This is a genomic window from Streptomyces sp. JLBG701 (assembly GCF_058544905.1).
Map to the genome: position 1 here is coordinate 3,125,473 of NZ_CM178588.1, position 15,759 is coordinate 3,141,231.

At 69.5% G+C, this 15,759-nt stretch carries 18 protein-coding genes; 7 read left to right on the forward strand and 11 right to left on the reverse strand.

What is annotated here, in order from left to right:
- Nucleotides 1–16 precede the first annotated feature (16 nt).
- Together AC5DRG_RS14285 and AC5DRG_RS14290 are read left to right on the forward strand one after the other, a co-directional pair.
- Nucleotides 17–886: a deoxyribonuclease IV gene (locus AC5DRG_RS14285; protein ID WP_491810811.1), complete on the forward strand. Its 870-nt coding sequence runs from the start codon at nucleotides 17–19 to the stop codon at nucleotides 884–886.
- Nucleotides 887–982: 96 nt separating this feature from the next.
- Nucleotides 983–1,462, forward strand: coding sequence for a DUF4396 domain-containing protein (locus AC5DRG_RS14290; protein WP_491810813.1), 480 nt, complete (start codon nucleotides 983–985; stop codon nucleotides 1,460–1,462).
- A gap of 15 nt (nucleotides 1,463–1,477) precedes the next feature.
- Here AC5DRG_RS14290 and AC5DRG_RS14295 read toward each other — a convergent pair whose 3' ends face one another.
- Nucleotides 1,478–2,110, reverse strand: a complete 633-nt coding sequence (locus AC5DRG_RS14295) for a sulfite oxidase-like oxidoreductase (protein ID WP_491810815.1) — start codon at nucleotides 2,108–2,110, stop codon at nucleotides 1,478–1,480.
- A gap of 174 nt (nucleotides 2,111–2,284) precedes the next feature.
- Here AC5DRG_RS14295 and bfr point away from each other — a divergent pair, with 174 nt between their 5' ends.
- Nucleotides 2,285–2,761 carry a bacterioferritin gene (gene bfr / locus AC5DRG_RS14300; RefSeq protein ID WP_491810816.1) on the forward strand — a complete coding sequence of 159 codons (477 nt, stop codon included), beginning with the start codon at nucleotides 2,285–2,287 and terminating at the stop codon, nucleotides 2,759–2,761.
- A gap of 18 nt (nucleotides 2,762–2,779) precedes the next feature.
- On the opposite strand, the gene AC5DRG_RS14305 is transcribed toward bfr, so the two are convergent.
- Complete coding sequence (locus AC5DRG_RS14305; protein WP_491810818.1) at nucleotides 2,780–3,022, reverse strand: (2Fe-2S)-binding protein; 243 nt, start codon at nucleotides 3,020–3,022, stop codon at nucleotides 2,780–2,782.
- Nucleotides 3,023–3,174: 152 nt separating this feature from the next.
- Complete coding sequence (locus AC5DRG_RS14310) at nucleotides 3,175–4,527, reverse strand: class II 3-deoxy-7-phosphoheptulonate synthase (protein ID WP_491810820.1); 1,353 nt, start codon at nucleotides 4,525–4,527, stop codon at nucleotides 3,175–3,177.
- Nucleotides 4,528–4,623: 96 nt separating this feature from the next.
- On the opposite strand from AC5DRG_RS14310, the gene AC5DRG_RS14315 reads away from it, so the two are divergent.
- A complete protein-coding gene (locus AC5DRG_RS14315) occupies nucleotides 4,624–4,680 on the forward strand; it encodes a trp operon leader peptide (RefSeq protein WP_071528813.1) in 57 nt (18 codons plus the stop codon).
- A 94-nt stretch (nucleotides 4,681–4,774) separates the two neighbouring features.
- Nucleotides 4,775–6,718: an anthranilate synthase family protein gene (locus AC5DRG_RS14320; RefSeq protein ID WP_491810822.1), complete on the forward strand. Its 1,944-nt coding sequence runs from the start codon at nucleotides 4,775–4,777 to the stop codon at nucleotides 6,716–6,718.
- Here AC5DRG_RS14320 and AC5DRG_RS14325 read toward each other — a convergent pair.
- The 5 genes from AC5DRG_RS14325 to AC5DRG_RS14345 all read right to left on the reverse strand — a co-directional run bounded on the left by AC5DRG_RS14325 (nucleotide 6,670) and on the right by AC5DRG_RS14345 (nucleotide 11,779).
- Nucleotides 6,670–7,665 (reverse strand): 2-hydroxyacid dehydrogenase, encoded by a 996-nt coding sequence (locus AC5DRG_RS14325; RefSeq protein WP_491810824.1) that lies wholly within the window; start codon nucleotides 7,663–7,665, stop codon nucleotides 6,670–6,672. The genes AC5DRG_RS14320 and AC5DRG_RS14325 overlap by 49 nt on opposite strands.
- 175 nt (nucleotides 7,666–7,840) lie before the next feature.
- The gene (locus AC5DRG_RS14330; RefSeq protein WP_491810825.1) at nucleotides 7,841–8,869 is read right to left on the reverse strand and encodes a 6-phosphofructokinase; all 1,029 of its coding nucleotides are present in this window, start codon (nucleotides 8,867–8,869) and stop codon (nucleotides 7,841–7,843) included.
- Nucleotides 8,870–8,978: 109 nt separating this feature from the next.
- Nucleotides 8,979–9,656, reverse strand: a complete 678-nt coding sequence (locus AC5DRG_RS14335) for a response regulator (RefSeq protein ID WP_491810827.1) — start codon at nucleotides 9,654–9,656, stop codon at nucleotides 8,979–8,981.
- On the reverse strand, nucleotides 9,653–10,876 hold the full coding sequence (gene macS / locus AC5DRG_RS14340; RefSeq protein WP_491810829.1) for a MacS family sensor histidine kinase: 1,224 nt from the start codon (nucleotides 10,874–10,876) through the stop codon (nucleotides 9,653–9,655). The genes AC5DRG_RS14335 and macS overlap by 4 nt, the downstream gene beginning before the upstream one ends.
- A gap of 156 nt (nucleotides 10,877–11,032) precedes the next feature.
- Nucleotides 11,033–11,779, reverse strand: a complete 747-nt coding sequence (locus tag AC5DRG_RS14345) for a lysophospholipid acyltransferase family protein (protein WP_491810831.1) — start codon at nucleotides 11,777–11,779, stop codon at nucleotides 11,033–11,035.
- Nucleotides 11,780–11,912: 133 nt separating this feature from the next.
- Here AC5DRG_RS14345 and AC5DRG_RS14350 point away from each other — a divergent pair, with 133 nt between their 5' ends.
- Together AC5DRG_RS14350 and AC5DRG_RS14355 are read left to right on the forward strand one after the other, a co-directional pair.
- Entirely contained in the window at nucleotides 11,913–12,692 is a 780-nt protein-coding gene (locus AC5DRG_RS14350) for an alpha/beta hydrolase (protein ID WP_491810833.1), read from the forward strand.
- Nucleotides 12,685–13,317, forward strand: coding sequence for a hypothetical protein (locus AC5DRG_RS14355; protein ID WP_491810834.1), 633 nt, complete (start codon nucleotides 12,685–12,687; stop codon nucleotides 13,315–13,317). The genes AC5DRG_RS14350 and AC5DRG_RS14355 overlap by 8 nt, the downstream gene beginning before the upstream one ends.
- A 13-nt stretch (nucleotides 13,318–13,330) precedes the next feature.
- Here the strand turns inward: AC5DRG_RS14355 and AC5DRG_RS14360 are convergent, their stop codons facing one another.
- The 3 genes from AC5DRG_RS14360 to AC5DRG_RS14370 form a co-directional block, all read right to left on the reverse strand.
- Nucleotides 13,331–14,086, reverse strand: coding sequence for an endonuclease/exonuclease/phosphatase family protein (locus tag AC5DRG_RS14360; RefSeq protein WP_491810836.1), 756 nt, complete (start codon nucleotides 14,084–14,086; stop codon nucleotides 13,331–13,333).
- A gap of 76 nt (nucleotides 14,087–14,162) precedes the next feature.
- Nucleotides 14,163–15,116 (reverse strand): ROK family glucokinase, encoded by a 954-nt coding sequence (locus AC5DRG_RS14365; protein ID WP_491810838.1) that lies wholly within the window; start codon nucleotides 15,114–15,116, stop codon nucleotides 14,163–14,165.
- A 114-nt stretch (nucleotides 15,117–15,230) separates the two neighbouring features.
- Entirely contained in the window at nucleotides 15,231–15,728 is a 498-nt protein-coding gene (locus tag AC5DRG_RS14370) for a DUF5304 domain-containing protein (protein ID WP_491810840.1), read from the reverse strand.
- Nucleotides 15,729–15,759: the final 31 nt, after the last annotated feature.

Genomic DNA, 15,759 nt, shown 5'->3' on the forward strand with positions numbered 1-15,759 from the left:
ATGACACCCTGGTCATGTGACCAGTACGCAGCTCCGCAACCCCGTCGGCGGCCATGTCCCCGTGGCCGGTGGCCTCAACTCCGTAGGGCTGTCGTACGCCCGTGAGCTGAAGGCCGAGACCGTGCAGGTCTTCGTCGCCAACCCGCGTGGCTGGGCGACGCCCGCCGGGAATCCGCGGCAGGACGAGGAGTTCCGGGCGGCTTGTGCGGAGGCGTCGATCCCGGCGTACGTCCATGCCCCGTATCTGATCAACTTCGGTTCGCACACCGAGGCGACCGTCGAGAAGTCGGTGGAGTCGCTGCGGCACTCGCTGCGACGCGGGCGGGAGATCGGTGCGCTTGGCGTGGTCGTGCACACCGGGAGTGCGACGGGCGGGCGGGAGCGGTCCGTCGCGCTCGCGCAGGTACGGGAGTTCATGCTGCCGCTGCTCGACGAGCTCACCCATGACGACGACCCGTTCCTGCTGCTGGAGTCGACCGCCGGTCAGGGTGCCTCCCTGTGCTCCCGCACCTGGGACTTCGGGCCGTACTTCGAGGCGTTGGACGCCCATCCGAAGCTGGGCGTGTGCCTGGACACCTGCCACATCTTCGCCGCCGGACACGATCTGACCGGGCCGAGCGGAATGCACCAGATGCTCGATCTGTTGGTGGACACGGTCGGCGAGGGCCGGCTGAAGCTGGTCCACGCCAACGACTCCAAGGACGTGGTCGGCGCCCACAAGGACCGGCACGAGAACATCGGCTCCGGGCACATCGGCGAGGACCCGTTCCGGGCGCTGATGACCCACCCCGCGACAAAGGGCGTACCGCTGGTCATCGAGACGCCCGGCGGCAAGGAGGGGAATGCCGCGGATGTGGAGCGGCTGAAGAAGCTGCGGGACATCTGACCCAGGCCGACCCTCCAAAACGCGTGAGGGAATACCCCATGGGGGTATACGGTTCCTGCTGGGTGCAGCAACCGTGACCTGACTTTGGGGGTACTCATGCAGCACGAGGCGCACGCGGCACACGCGCACCACCACCAGCCCGCCGCGACCTGGGCTACGGCCGTCCAGGCCACCCTTCACTGCCTCACCGGATGTGCCATCGGCGAGGTGCTCGGCATGGTGATCGGCACCGCGTTCGGCTGGGGCAACGTTCCGACGCTGGTCCTGGCGATCGTGCTCGCCTTCTTCTTCGGCTACCTGCTCACCCTGCGGGGAGTGCTGAAGGCGGGCGTCGGCCTGCGCACCGCCGTCCGGGTCGCGCTGGCCGCGGACACCCTGTCGATCGCCGTGATGGAGCTGATCGACAACAGCGTGATCGCGCTGTGGCCGGACGCGATGGACGCGGAACTCGGCGACCTGCTGTTCTGGGCGGCACTCGCGATCTCCCTCGCGGCCGCCTTCGTGATCACGACGCCCGTCAACAAGTGGACGATCGGCCGTGGCAAGGGTCACGCGGTGGTGCACCAGTACCACTGAGGCAGGCGCCGGGAGTCAGAGCTCGGGGCCGTCCCCGGGCTCTTCCTGGTACGAGTAGCGCTGCTCCCGCCAGGGGTCCCCGACGTTGTGGTAGCCGCGCTCCTCCCAGAAGCCGCGGCGATCGGCGGTCATGTACTCGACGCCACGGACCCATTTGGGCCCCTTCCAGGCGTACAGATGGGGGACGACGAGGCGGAGCGGGAAGCCGTGCTCGGCGGTGAGGAGTTCGCCGTCCTTGTGGGTGGCGAAGATCGTGTGCTCGGACGCGAAGTCATCGAGGCGCAGGTTGGAGCTGAAGCCGTACTCCGCCCACACCATCACATGGGTGACGGCGGGTGCGGGCGGGGCGATCTCCAGGATGGTCCGGGCGGGGATGCCGCCCCACTCGGCGCCGAGCATGCTGAACTTCGTCACACAGTGCAAATCAGCCACCACGGAGTCGTACGGCAGGGCCGTGAACTCCTCGTGGTTCCAACAGTGTTTCTCACCGTCGGCGGTGGCGCCGAAGACCCTGAACTCCCAGCGCTCGGGCCGGAACTTGGGCACCGGCCCGTAGTGCGTGACCGGCCAACCACGCTGCACTCGCTGCCCCGGCGGAAGCTCGGACGGCGCTGCTTCTCCCTCTTCACGCTCCACCGGCTGACCCATGCCTCCATCCTGACAGACCCCGGACGGTGCATCTGACCAGGCCTGTCCGAATTCGGGCAACTACCACTAAGGCTGTACTTACTTACTAAGCATGCACTTACTGGACGATCTTCGGAGCCGGTGCAAGGATGCGGCGCATCCCGCCTTTCCCTCTGCTTGGAAGGAGCCTCTGCGATGCAGGGCGACCCCGAGGTCCTCGAGTTTCTCAATGAGCAGCTCACCGGTGAGCTGACAGCGATCAACCAGTACTGGCTGCACTACCGCATCCAGGACAACAAGGGTTGGACGAAGCTCGCCAAGTACACGCGTGAAGAATCCATCGACGAGATGAAGCACGCGGACAAGCTCACCGAGCGCATCCTCATGCTGGACGGTCTGCCCAACTACCAGCGGCTGTTCCATGTGCGGGTCGGCCAGACGGTCACCGAGATGTTCCAGGCGGACCGGCAGGTGGAGGTCGAGGCGATCGACCGGCTCAAGCGGGGTATCGAAGTGATGCGCGCGAAGAGCGACGTCACGTCGGCCAACATCTTCGAGGAGATCCTTGAGGACGAGGAGCACCACATCGACTATCTGGACACGCAGTTGGAGCTCATCGAGAGTCTCGGCGAGGCGCTCTACCTCGCACAGCAGATCGAGCAGCCCAGCTAGGCGACGGCCGGTCGACGGTCAGGCGGCGTCTTCCAGTTCCGCCAGTTCGGCGAGCACCGGCTTACCCCGGTCGGCCAGCTCACGGCGCGGGCAGGCATCTCTGCCCAGCAGCGCCTGGATACGGCGTACGCACGAGCCGCAGTCCGTGCCCGCCTTGCAGGCCGACGCGATCTGGCGAGGGGTGCAGGCACCGCCGTCCGCGTGTTTCATGACCTGCGCCTCGGTCACGCCGAAGCAGTTGCAGACGTACACGCGGGTCACCTCCCGAGCGGGATCGAAGAAGTCGTGCCATCCCGATGGATCGGTGAGGCTAACCTAACCTTACCCGCCGCGCAGGTGCTGTAAAAGTGCTGCGGGGCGCGGATCGTATGTGATCCGCGCCCCACTAAACGCTCCTGTAACAGGTGAACCGGTTACTGGTCCCTGTACATCTCCGCGACGAGGAAGGCCAGGTCAAGCGACTGGCTGCGATTCAGACGCGGGTCGCAGGCCGTCTCGTAGCGCTGGTGCAGATCGTCGACGAAGATCTCGTCGCCGCCGCCCACGCACTCGGTGACGTCGTCGCCGGTGAGCTCGACGTGGATGCCGCCCGGGTGGGTGCCCAGGCCCTTGTGGACCTCGAAGAAGCCCTTGACCTCGTCCAGCACGTCGTCGAAGCGGCGGGTCTTGTGGCCGGAGGCCGCCTCGTAGGTGTTGCCGTGCATCGGGTCGGTGATCCAGGCGACGGTCGCGCCGGAGGCGGAGACCTTCTCGACCAGCTCGGGCAGCTTGTCGCGGACCTTGTCCGCGCCCATCCGCACGATGAAGGTCAGCCGGCCCGGCTCGCGCTCGGGGTCGAGGCGCTCGATGTACTGCAGCGCCTCCTCGGCCGTGGTCGTCGGGCCGAGCTTGATGCCGATCGGGTTGCGGATCTTCGAGGCGAACTCGATGTGCGCGTGGTCCAGCTGCCGGGTGCGCTCGCCGATCCACACCATGTGCGCGGAGACGTCGTACAGGTGCCCGGTGCGGGAGTCGACCCTGGTCAGGGCGGACTCGTAGTCGAGCAGCAGCGCCTCGTGCGAGGAGTAGAACTCGACGGTCTTGAACTCCTCCGGATCGGCTCCGCAGGCGTGCATGAAGTTCAGCGCCTGGTCGATCTCGCGGGCGAGCTGCTCGTAGCGCTGGCCGGAGGGGGACGAGCGGACGAAGTCCTGGTTCCAGGCGTGCACCTGACGCAGGTCGGCGTAGCCGCCGGTGGTGAAGGCACGCACCAGGTTGAGCGTGGAGGCGGAGGCGTTGTACATCCGCTTCAGGCGCTCGGGGTCCGGGACGCGGGACTTCTCGTCGAAGTCGAAGCCGTTGACCGAGTCGCCGCGGTAGGTCGGCAGGGTCACGCCGTCGCGGGTCTCGGTGCCCTTGGAGCGCGGCTTGGAGTACTGGCCGGCGATCCGGCCGACCTTCACGACCGGCACCGAGGCGGCGTACGTGAGGACGGCGCCCATCTGCAGCAGGGTCTTCAGCTTGTTGCGGATGTGGTCGGCGGACACCGCGTCGAAGGCCTCGGCGCAGTCGCCGCCCTGGAGCAGGAACGCCTCTCCCTTGGCGACGGCCGCCATCCGGGCGCGCAGCTGGTCGCACTCGCCCGCGAAGACGAGCGGCGGATACGACTCCAGCTCCGCAACGACTGCGCGCAGAGCCTCGGTGTCGGGGTACTCGGGCTGCTGCGCCGCGGGCAGGTCTCGCCAGGTGTTGCCAGCGCTCGCGCTGGTCTTAGCGTTCACGGTCACGCCCTCAACATTACGGGGTCGTGTCGAGTCGTTTTCGCACGGCTCGACAGGTGAGACGCACGCACGCTCAGGTGGGCGTGGGGTAAGGTGCGTCGCATGTTCGCGCACTCGACCCAGAACTGGTGGTGGACCGCTCATCCGGCGGCCCACTGACTGCGCGTACGCAAGACTTCGCGAAGGCCGCCCGAGGGGCGGCCTTCGGTGTTTCCGGGGTCCGTTCCTCCTTCAGTGAGAAGGAACAGGACCGATGAACCTGCTCGACCTGCTGGACGATCCCCGCCCGTTCGCCCTGCTGCGCCGCCGCACCCCCGGTCACGACCACGACCTGATCGAGGTGCTGATCGGCCCGGTCACCCCGTACGACCGCCTCGCCGACCTCCCCGACGAGAGTCTCGCCCTCATCCCCTTCCGCCAGATCCGTGAGCGCGGCTTCGACGTCCGCGACGACGGCACACCGCTGGCCGCGCTCATCCCCGAGGAGACCCACACCCTCCCCCTGGAGCAGGCCCTCGCCCAGCTCCCGGCGCACGAGGTGCGGGTCGAGGGCGGTGGCTTCGACGTGGCGGACGAGGAGTACGCCGGGATCGTCGGGCGGGTGCTGCGGGAGGAGATCGGCGCGGGCGAGGGCGCCAACTTCGTGATCCGGCGGACGTACGAGGGTGAGCTCCCGGGGTTCGGACGGGCCGACGCGCTCGCACTGTTCCGGCGGCTGCTGACCGGGGAGCGGGGCGCGTACTGGACGTTCGTCGTCCACACCGGAAATCAGAAAGGGCCCGAAGGGCCTTCCTTGGAAGGGCGGGGGCGGGAGACGGGCGGGCGGACCCTGGTCGGCGCCAGCCCCGAGGTGCACGTCCGTATGTCCGGCGGCACGGTCGTCATGAACCCGATCAGCGGGACGTACCGCTATCCGGCCGAAGGGCCCACCCCCGAGCACCTGCTGGACTTCCTCGCCGACGGCAAGGAGATCGAGGAGCTGTCGATGGTCGTCGACGAGGAGCTCAAGATGATGTGCACCGTCGGCGACATGGGCGGGGTGGTCGTCGGCCCCCGGCTGAAGGAGATGGCCCATCTCGCGCACACCGAGTACGAGTTGCGCGGCCGTTCCTCGCTGGATGTGCGGGAGGTCCTGAAGGAGACGATGTTCGCGGCGACCGTCACCGGCTCGCCCGTGCAGAACGCCTGCCGGGTCATCGAGCGGCACGAGGTCGGCGGACGCGGGTACTACGCCGGTGCGCTGGCGCTGATCGGCCGCGACTGCGGCGGGGCCCAGACCCTCGACTCCCCCATCCTCATCCGCACCGCCGACATCTCCTCCGAGGGACACCTGCGCGTCCCGGTCGGCGCGACCCTCGTCCGCGGTTCGGATCCGGCGAGCGAGGTGGCTGAGACGCACGCGAAGGCGGCGGGGGTGCTCGCGGCTTTGGGCGTACGACCGTCACGGCCGCGTGAGGAGCACGCGCGCGTGCGTCTCGCCGACGACGCACGCGTGCGTGCCGCACTCGACGGGCGTCGGGCTTCCCTCGCCCCTTTCTGGCTGCGGATGCAGGAAGCCCCCAAAAAGGGAGCGGAGCTCTCCGGGCACGCCCTGGTCGTGGACGCGGAGGACACCTTCACGGCGATGCTCGCGCATGTGCTGCGGTCCAGCGGTCTGGACGTCACCGTCCGGCGCTACGACGAGCCGGGGCTGCGGGAGGCCGTGCTCGCGCACGAGGGACCGGTGGTCCTGGGGCCCGGCCCCGGTGACCCGTGCGACCTCGCCGATCCCAAGATGCGGTTCCTGCGGGAGCTGACCGCCCGGGTGATCCGTGAGCACCGGCACGGCGTCCTCGGCGTCTGTCTCGGGAACGAGCTGATCGCGGCCGAGCTGGGGCTGGAGATCGTACGGAAGGAAGTGCCGTACCAGGGGGCGCAGACGGAGATCGAGTTGTTCGGGAAACGGGAGACCGTCGGCTTCTACAACAGCTTCGTCGCCCGCTGCGACGACGAGGCGGCGGCCGAGCTGGCCGCGCACGACGTCGAGGTGAGCCGGAGTTCCTCGGGTGAGGTGCATGCCGTACGGGGACCCGGGTTCGCCGGCGTTCAGTTCCACCCGGAGTCGGTGCTGACGCTGGACGGCCCCGGCGTCGTACGGGACCTGGTCGGTCAGCTGAGCGGCACGAGTACGTTCTCGGAGCGGCGGCCGGCCCTGTAGTCGAGGACGTTCTGGACCGTGGCGTCGATGATCTGGCCGACGGCGTCCTCGGTGTAGTACGCCTGGTGGGAGGTGACCAGGACGTTCGGGAAGGTGACCAGGCGGGCCAGGGTGTCGTCCTCGATGGCCTCCAGGGACTTGTCGAGGAAGAACAGGCCGGCCTCCGCCTCGTACACATCCAGTCCCACGCCCGTGAAGCGGCCCTCGCGCAGTTCGGCGACGAGGGCCGCGGTGTCGATGAGGCCGCCGCGACTGGAGTTGACCAGGATCGCTTCGTCCTTCATCGCCTTGAGGGCGCCTGCGTCGATGAGGTGCTGGGTCTCCGGCATGAGCGGGACGTGCAGGCTGACCAGGTCGGATTCGGCGAGGAGCGTGTCCTTGGGGACGTAGCGCATGCCGAGGTCCACGCAGGCCTGGTTCTCGGCGACGTCCCAGCCGAGCAGCCGCATGCCGAAGCCGTGGGCGATCCGGGCGAACGCCTCGCCGATCTTGCCGGTGCCGAGGATGCCGACGGTGCGGCCGTGCATGTCGCGGCCCATCAGACCGTCGAGGCGGAAGTCGAAGTCGCGGGTCCGGTTGGAGGCGCGGACGATACGGCGGTTGACGGCCATGCCGAGGGTCCAGGCGAACTCCGCGACCGAGTACGGCGAGTAGTACGACACCCGGGCGACCGTCATACCGAGGCGTTCGGCGACCTGGAGGTCGATGTTGTTGAAGCCGGTGGAGCGCTGGGCGATCAGCTGCGTGCCGCCGGCCGTGAGGGTCTGGAGGACACGGTTTCCGAGTCCGCAGTTGACGCTGGTGGAGATGATCTCGTAGCCGGCCGCGATGGGGGCGGTGTCCTCGTTCAGGAAGACGCCCAGGCAGCGGACCTCGTGGTGGTCGGCGAAGGCCTTCTCGATCAGGGGGCGTTCGTCGGCCTGCACGCCGAAGGCGAGAATCTCCACGGAACCCTCCGGGGGTGTGCCGGAATTATCCGGTCAAGGCCGAATATACGACCGCACCGCGCCGCCCGCGCCCCCTGGGGGCTGCCGCCCCCAGACCCCCGCTTCGGCCTGAACGGCCTCGTCCTCAAACGCCGGACGGGCTGAGATTGCCCGACCGGCGCCGAAGAGCCAGCCGTCAGCCGAAGAAGACGCCGATCTCCTCGTACAGCTTCGGCTCCACCGTCTTCAGCTTGGCCGTGGCCTCCGAGATCGGGACGCGGACGATGTCCGTGCCGCGCAGGGAGACCATCTTGCCGAAGTCGCGGTCGCGGACGGCGTCGATGGCGTGCAGTCCGAAGCGGGTGGCGAGCCAGCGGTCGAAGGCGCTGGGCGTGCCGCCGCGCTGGATGTGGCCCAGGACCGTGGTGCGGGCCTCCTTGCCGGTGCGCTTCTCGATCTCCTTGGCCAGCCATTCGCCGACCCCGGACAGGCGCACGTGCCCGAAGGAGTCGAGGGACTCGTCCTTGAGGACCATGTCGCCCTCCTTGGGCATCGCCCCTTCGGCGACGACCACGATCGGCGCGTACGACGCCTTGAAGCGGGACGTCACCCAGGCGCACACCTGGTCGACGTCGAAGCGCTGCTCGGGGATGAGGATGACGTTGGCGCCGCCGGCCAGTCCGGAGTGGAGGGCGATCCAGCCCGCGTGCCGGCCCATGACCTCGCAGACGAGGACGCGCATATGCGATTCGGCGGTGGTGTGCAGGCGGTCGATCGCCTCGGTCGCGATGCCGACGGCGGTGTCGAAGCCGAAGGTGTAGTCGGTGGCGGACAGGTCGTTGTCGATGGTCTTCGGGACGCCGACGCACGGCACGCCGTACTCGTCCGAGAGCTTCGCCGCCACGCCCAGCGTGTCCTCGCCGCCGATCACGATGAGCGCGTCGACCTCCTGCTTGGCGAGGTTCTCCTTGATACGGCGGATGCCGTTCTCCTGCTTCAGGGGGTTGGTGCGCGAGGAGCCGAGGATGGTGCCGCCGCGGGGCAGGATGCCGCGTACCGCCGGGATGTCGAGGCGGACCGTGTCCCCTTCGAGCGGCCCGCGCCAGCCGTCCCGGTAGCCGACGAAGTCGTAGCCGTACTCCTGCACGCCCTTGCGGACGATGCCCCGGATGACGGCGTTGAGCCCGGGGCAGTCACCGCCTCCGGTCAGTACTCCGACTCGCATGGAAATGTCCCTTCACCGCGGATGCCTGGTGAGGGTCACGCTAATAGTGATCCAGGTCACTCAGGGATGGGCGGGAAGGGCAATTCCGGTGAATCGTCGGGCGGTTGGTTTACTCGTCGTCAAGCCCGCGCTCTATCGCGTACCGCACGAGTTCCACCCTGTTGTGCAGCTGGAGCTTGCCCAGGGTGTTCTGGACGTGGTTCTGGACCGTGCGGTGCGAGATGACGAGGCGCTCGGCGATCTGCTTGTAGCTCAGGCCCTTGGCGACCAGCCGTAGCACCTCGGTCTCGCGGTCGGTGAGCTGCGGGGCCTTGGGCCCGTCGCCGTCCGCGGCGGGCGCCGGGTCGGAGGCGAGGCGGCGGTACTCGCCGAGGACGAGCCCGGCGAGGCCGGGCGTGAACACCGGGTCGCCCACCGCCGTACGACGCACCGCGTCCAGCAGCTCCTCGGTCGACGCCGACTTCAGCAGATAGCCGGTCGCACCGGACTTCACGGCTTCCAGTACGTCGGCGTGCTCGCCGCTCGCCGACAGGACCAGGACGCGCAGTGCCGGGTTGGCACCGACGAGCTCCTTGCAGACCTGGACGCCGGGCTTCGCGGGGAGGTTGAGGTCGAGCACGAGGACGTCCGGCGCGGCCGCCTTGGCCCGGCGCACGGCCTGCTCCCCGTCACCGGCGGTGGCGACCACCTCGAAGCCGGAGGCGGCCAGGTCACGGGCGACGGCATCGCGCCACATGGGGTGGTCGTCGACCACCATGACCTTGATCGCGCCCTGCTGCTCACTCATCGCTTCTCCGCCTTCCCCCGCGCGTTCTTCGCGTCCTTCGGCACCTTCAGTTCGACCTCCGTGCCCTGCCCCGGCACCGAGATCACCTCGGCGCTGCCGCCGATCTCACGCAGCCGGCCCCTGATCGACAGGGCCACCCCGAGCCGCCCCTCGCCCTCGGCCTGAGCGAGCCGCCCCTCGGGGATGCCGGGCCCGTCGTCCCGTACGGTCACGATGATCTCGTCCGGTTCGTCCTCGACCAGGATCCAGGCCCGGGCGCCCTCGCCGGCATGTCTGCGCACGTTGTCCAGGGCCGCCCCGACAGCCGCGGCCAGCTCTTTCGCCGCGGGCGCCGGCAGCGGCACCGGGGCGCCGGGCTCGGCGAAGCTGACCTTCGCGGCGGCGTACGGGGCGAGAAGGGCGCGCAGATCCAGGGGCCCGTCGTCGTCGGGCTCCTCGACAGCGCGTACGACCGCTCCCTCGGCGGCGTCCTCCGACACCCGGGACAGCGGGACGAGGCCGCCGGAGACCAGCATGCGCAGCGCGACCTCCTGCTCGCCGGCCATCCGGCCCAACTCGGCCGCCTCGCCGCCCAACAGGACGCTGCGCCGCTGCACCATCGCCAGCACCTGGAGGACACCGTCGTGGATGTCCCGGGCGAGCCGCTCCCGTTCGCGGGTGGCGGCCTCGATCTCCAGGGCGCGGGCGAGGGTGCGCTCGGAGGCGCGGGCGACCTCGACGACGTAGCCGATGGCGATGGAGGCGACCCAGACGAGGATCACGTTGTGGACGGTGTCGCGGGCCGGGGAGCCGCGGTGGATCAGGTTGGCGACGGCGACCGGTGTGGAGGCGAAGATCGCCCAGCGCCAGCCGCCCTTGATGGCGAACGCCAGCGCCACGCCCGCGGTCCATATCGACGGCAGCGTCGGACCGCCGGCGTCGATCCGCTCCGGTGAGTCGGCGAACCTGGTGAGCAGGATGCCGACGAGGGCGATGGTCAGGTCCACCGCGAGGAAACGCTTCGTGCAGGCCGCCGCGCTCGCGACCCTGGGGAGGGTGGCGAGCGTCCAGACGAACAGGACGACGTAGTACGCGATGGCGACCCAGGGGCGGACGAACTCGTCGTAGGCCGTGGCGAACAGACCGATCGCGTACAGCATGGTCAGCACGCGGTAGGCGCTGAGCGCACGCCACAGCGGCTGCTCGACGGACATCCGCATGACGCGTTCCCGCTTGGCCATTTCCCCCATCCCCCTCTTTTCTGGCTCGTTCGCCTCCGGGGCGCTCCAGCCGGTGTCGAGAGCCCGACCGTGCTCAGCCCTTCGGGCCTCCGCGCGCTCGACCTCTCGACACCGGCGCGCCCCTCCGGCTCACTCACGCACCCCCCGGCCCCGTGTCTAGGAGCCGGACCCTTCCTTTGCCTTCTCGGCCTGCTTGAGCGCCTGCTTCTCGGCCTTCGCCGCGTCGGCGATCTGCCGCTTGGCGGCGGTCGCGTAGATATCGACGTACTCCTGGCCGGAGAGCTTCATGATTTCGTACATGACCTCGTCGGTCACCGCTCGGAGCACGAAACGGTCGTGTTCCATGCCGTTGTACCGGCTGAAGTCCAGCGGCTTGCCGATCCGGATGCCGGGGCGCATCAGCTTCGGCATCACCTTCCCCGGCGGCTGGATCTTCTCGGTGTCGATCATGGCGACCGGGATGACCGGCGCTCCGGTGGCGAGCGCCACGCGTGCGAGGCCGCCGGGTTTGCCGCGGTAGAGGCGGCCGTCGGGCGAGCGGGTGCCCTCCGGATAGATGCCGAACAGCTCACCGCGCTCGATGACGTCGACACCGCTCTTGATGGCGGCCTCACCGGCGCCGCGCCCGCCGGAGCGGTCCACGGGGAGCTGGCCGACGCCCTTGAAGAAGGCGGCGGTCATACGGCCCTTGATGCCGGGGGTCGTGAAGTACTCGGCCTTCGCGATGAAGGTGACCTTGCGGTCCAGGACCGCGGGCAGGAAGAACGAGTCGGAGAAGGAGAGGTGATTGCTCGCCAGGATCGCGGGGCCCTCGGCGGGGATGTTCTCCAGGCCCTCCACCCAGGGCCTGAAGGCGACCTTCAACGGCCCCCCGACAGCAACCTTCATCGCGCCGTACAACAACCGACTGCCTCCCGTGTATGTAGATCAGACCTTAACCCGGAGCACCGTCAAAGACCCCGACGACCCTGGTCGGTGTCAGTGCGGTCGCGTACCGTGAAGTACCTGCAATCGACCTCATGAACAGGAGACCGTGGTGCCGGTCCTTCCTGGAGCCGAGCCGTTCCGCCATGAGGGCGGGGAGGTCGGCATCCTCCTCTGTCACGGCTTCACCGGTTCCCCGCAGTCGCTGCGTCCCTGGGCGCGGTATCTCGCCGATCGCGGTCTGACCGTCTCACTGCCGCTGCTGCCGGGGCACGGCACCCGCTGGGAGGACATGCGGCTCACCGGCTGGCAGGACTGGTACGCGGAGGTGGACCGGGAGCTGCGCGCCCTGAGCGAGCGCTGTTCACAGGTGTTCGTGGCCGGCCTGTCGATGGGCGGCGCACTCGCCCTGCGGCTGGCCGCCAAGCACGGGGACGCGGTCGCCGGCGTCCTGCTCGTCAACCCGGGCAACAAGGTGCACGGCCTCGCGGCGTCCGCCCTTCCGGTGCTCCGGCACATCGTCCCCACGACGAAGGGGATCACCAGCGACATCGCCAAGGAGGGCGCGGAGGAGGTCGGATACGACAGGGTGCCGCTGCACGCCGCGCACTCCCTGCGGATCTTCTTCCGCACCGTCGACGGCGAACTGCCGCAAGTGACACAGCCGCTGCTGCTTCTGCACAGCGCGCAGGACCATGTGGTGCCGCCGGCCGATTCGGCGCGAGTGCTGAGCCGGGTCTCCTCGCGGGACGTAACAGAGGTCGTGCTGGAACAGAGCTACCACGTCGCGACGTTGGACCACGACGCGGACCGGATCTTCGAGGAGAGCTACGCCTTCATCGGCCGGCTCGCACCCAGTGTCGGCAAGGAAGGGACGGCCGCAGGTGGCTGAGCACGACTCCGACCGCGAGGACCGCGAGCCGGAAGAGCAGGGCGTCCCCTTCGACGAGGAGGCCGCCTGGGCGGCGATCGTCGCCGGTTACGGCGAGGAGCCGCCGGACCCGCCAGGCGCCAAGCCGTTCAAGTCGGTCGAGGACCTGGCGCTGCTGGAACCGGAGACCAACGACAAGCCCGACGGCAAGCAGCCGGACAAGACAGAGGAGACCGTCAAGGACGACAAGACCGAGGCGCCGCCGGACAAGGGTGACACCAAGGAGAAGGCCGCCCCGGCCAAGCCGCTGGGCGGTTCGGTCTCCTTCGCGCCCGGCGTCGGCCCCCGCGACTACTCCACCGCCGACGCGACCGAAGACGACTTCGACGAGGACGACGAGGGCCACTTCGTCCCGCCGGAGCCGCCACCGCTGCCCACCGCCGACGCGACCGCCAAGTTCGCCTGGCTCGCGGTGATCGGCGGCCCGATCCTGCTGCTGCTCGCCATCGTGCTCGGCTGGGACATGACGTGGTGGCTGGCCACGGTCGGCGTCGGCGGCTTCCTGGGCGGCTTCGCCACGCTGGTGATGCGGATGCGCACGGATGACGAGGACGACGGGGATCCGGGACGGGGAGCGGTCGTCTAGTTCGCGGGCACCTTTAGTTCGCGGGCACCTTGAGGGCGGCCAGGACCGGAAAGTGGTCCGTGGCCGCCCTCAAATCTGTCTCGCTCACGCCGGGGTGGCCGAGCGGCACCCCACAGCCGAGTACCTCGACGCCCGGTGTCGCGAAGATCGCGTCGATGCGCTGGAAGGGGTTGCCGGGCGTCCAGGTGTGCTCGCTGCCCCAGGGGGCCGTGGCCCAGCAGTCCTGGAGGTCGGCGGCCAGGCGTTTGAAGGTGCGGCCGTCGGGGCGGTCGTTGAGGTCGCCGCCCGCGATCGCGTGCTCGACGCCCATGCCGGCCAGCCGGTCGAGCAGCATGCCGCCCTGCTCGTACCGCTCGTCCTGCCGCAGGCTCAGATGACAGCTGAGGACGCCCAGCCGGGCGCCCCCGAACCGTACGACCGCGGTCGCGAATCCGCGCCGGTGCTCGCCGGGCGTCAGCGGCAGCAGGATGTCCTCCGTGCGTTCGACCGTCGCCCGCAGCGAGCACAGCAGCGCGGGGCCTGCGGCCGTGGCCCCGCCGGTGAGGATCACCAGCTCGGACGCGGCGGCGAGCCGGGCCAGTTTCTTGCGCCAGCGGAAGAAACGCGGCGCCTCCTGGACTAGGACGAGATCCGGGGCGCAGGCCCTGATCACCCGGGCCAGGGCGTCCGTGTCGTCGCGCATCGAGCGGATGTTGTAGCTCAGGACGCGGATGACGGCTGAACCGTCGGATTCGGTCTGGGAGTTGGGCAGCAGCCGGCTCGTCTCCATACCGATCAAGATATGACGAAGCCCGCCACCCCGGGGTGGGGCGCGGCGGGCTCATCACATCCAGCCGTACGGCGGGTCACATGATCGGGTCCGGCTCCCTCGCCAGGTCCGCCGCGCCCACCAAGCCCGCCTTGTTGCCCAGCTGGGCGGCGATCACGTCGGCGACCGGGCGCCAGTTGCCGCCCACCAGCCAGCGCTTGTACGACTTGCGGATCGGGTCGAGGACCAGCTCGCCCTCGTCCGAGAGGCCGCCGCCGACGATGAAGGCGGACGGGTCGAAGAGGGAGGCCAGGTCGGCGAGGCCGGCGCCGGCCCAGCGGGCCAGCTCGCGGTAGGAGTCGACGGCGACCGGGTCGCCCTGGCGGGCGGCCATGGAGATGTGCTTGCCCTCGATGCCGTCGGGGGTGCCGTCGCCGAGGGAGAGCAGCACCTCGGCGGCCTCGGGGGTGGCGTTGGCACGCTGCTTGGCGTAGCGGACGAGGGCACGGCCGGACGCGTACTGCTCCCAGCAGCCCTGCGAGCCGCAGCCGCACAGGAGGCCGTCCGGGACCATGCGGATGTGGCCGAACTCGGCGGCCACCCCGAAGTGGCCGCGGCGCAGCTTGTTGCCGATGATGATGCCGCCGCCCAGGCCGGTGCCGAGCGTGATGCAGATGACGTTGCGGTGGCCCTTGCCGGCGCCGAACTTGTACTCGCCCCACGCCGCGGCGTTGGCGTCGTTCTCCACGACCACGGGCAGGCCCACGCGGGCCTCGACCTTCTCCTTCAGCGGCTCCTGGCGCCAGTCGATGTTGGGCGCGAAGTAGACCGTGGAGCGCTGACGGTTGACGTATCCGGCGGCACCGATGCCCACGCCGACGATCTCGTGCCCGGCGCGTGCTCCGTCGACTGCAGCGGCGATGGCGTCCACGATGCCCTCGGGCGTGCCCGGGGTCGGCACCTTGTGCGTCGAGAGGATGTTGCCTTCCTCGTCGACCACACCGGCCGCGATCTTCGTGCCGCCGATATCGACGCCGATGGTGAGTCCCATGAATCCCTCAGTTTCGGTCGAGCCCCGCTACGGCCAACCGTACCCGAGGCCCTGCCGTCAGGTTCCCGTCGTCCGGCCTGTGGGCGGGCCCTGCGGCCTCATGGGACCGGGCCGTCAGTCCAAGTCGATGCGTTCCCCGGGGCCGGAGTCGTCGCCCCGGTCGTCGAGGTTCCTGAGGTCGTGTTCGCCGGTCGTCCGGGTCGTCCAGCGCTGCTCCTGGGCCTGGACGGCCGAGCGGTAGGCGGCGAGGAGTTCGTTGCCGGCCGCCGCCAGGTGGTCGAAGACGTCCGGGTTGCGCTCTATGACGGGCTCGACGGCGGCCTTGGCCTGCTGGACGACCTGCTGCACCATCTGCTGTGCGGCACCCTGGGCGACGGCACCGAGCAGCGGCGACTGGATCGTCGACAGCTTGTCGGCGACGGCGTCGACGAGCTTGCGCAGCTCCTCGGCGGCCGAGGTCTGCGGCGGGCCGTACTCGGCGCGGCGGCGGGCCTTCTCGGCCTCCAGATCCTCGGCACAGGCCTTGGCCCAGGCGTCGGCGTCGGTGGCCCGCACCTCGTCGATCGCCTCGCGCTCGGCGGGGGCGTCGGACGGGGGGAGCTCTTCGCTCATGACGGACTCCTGACTACGGTTCGTCTCTACG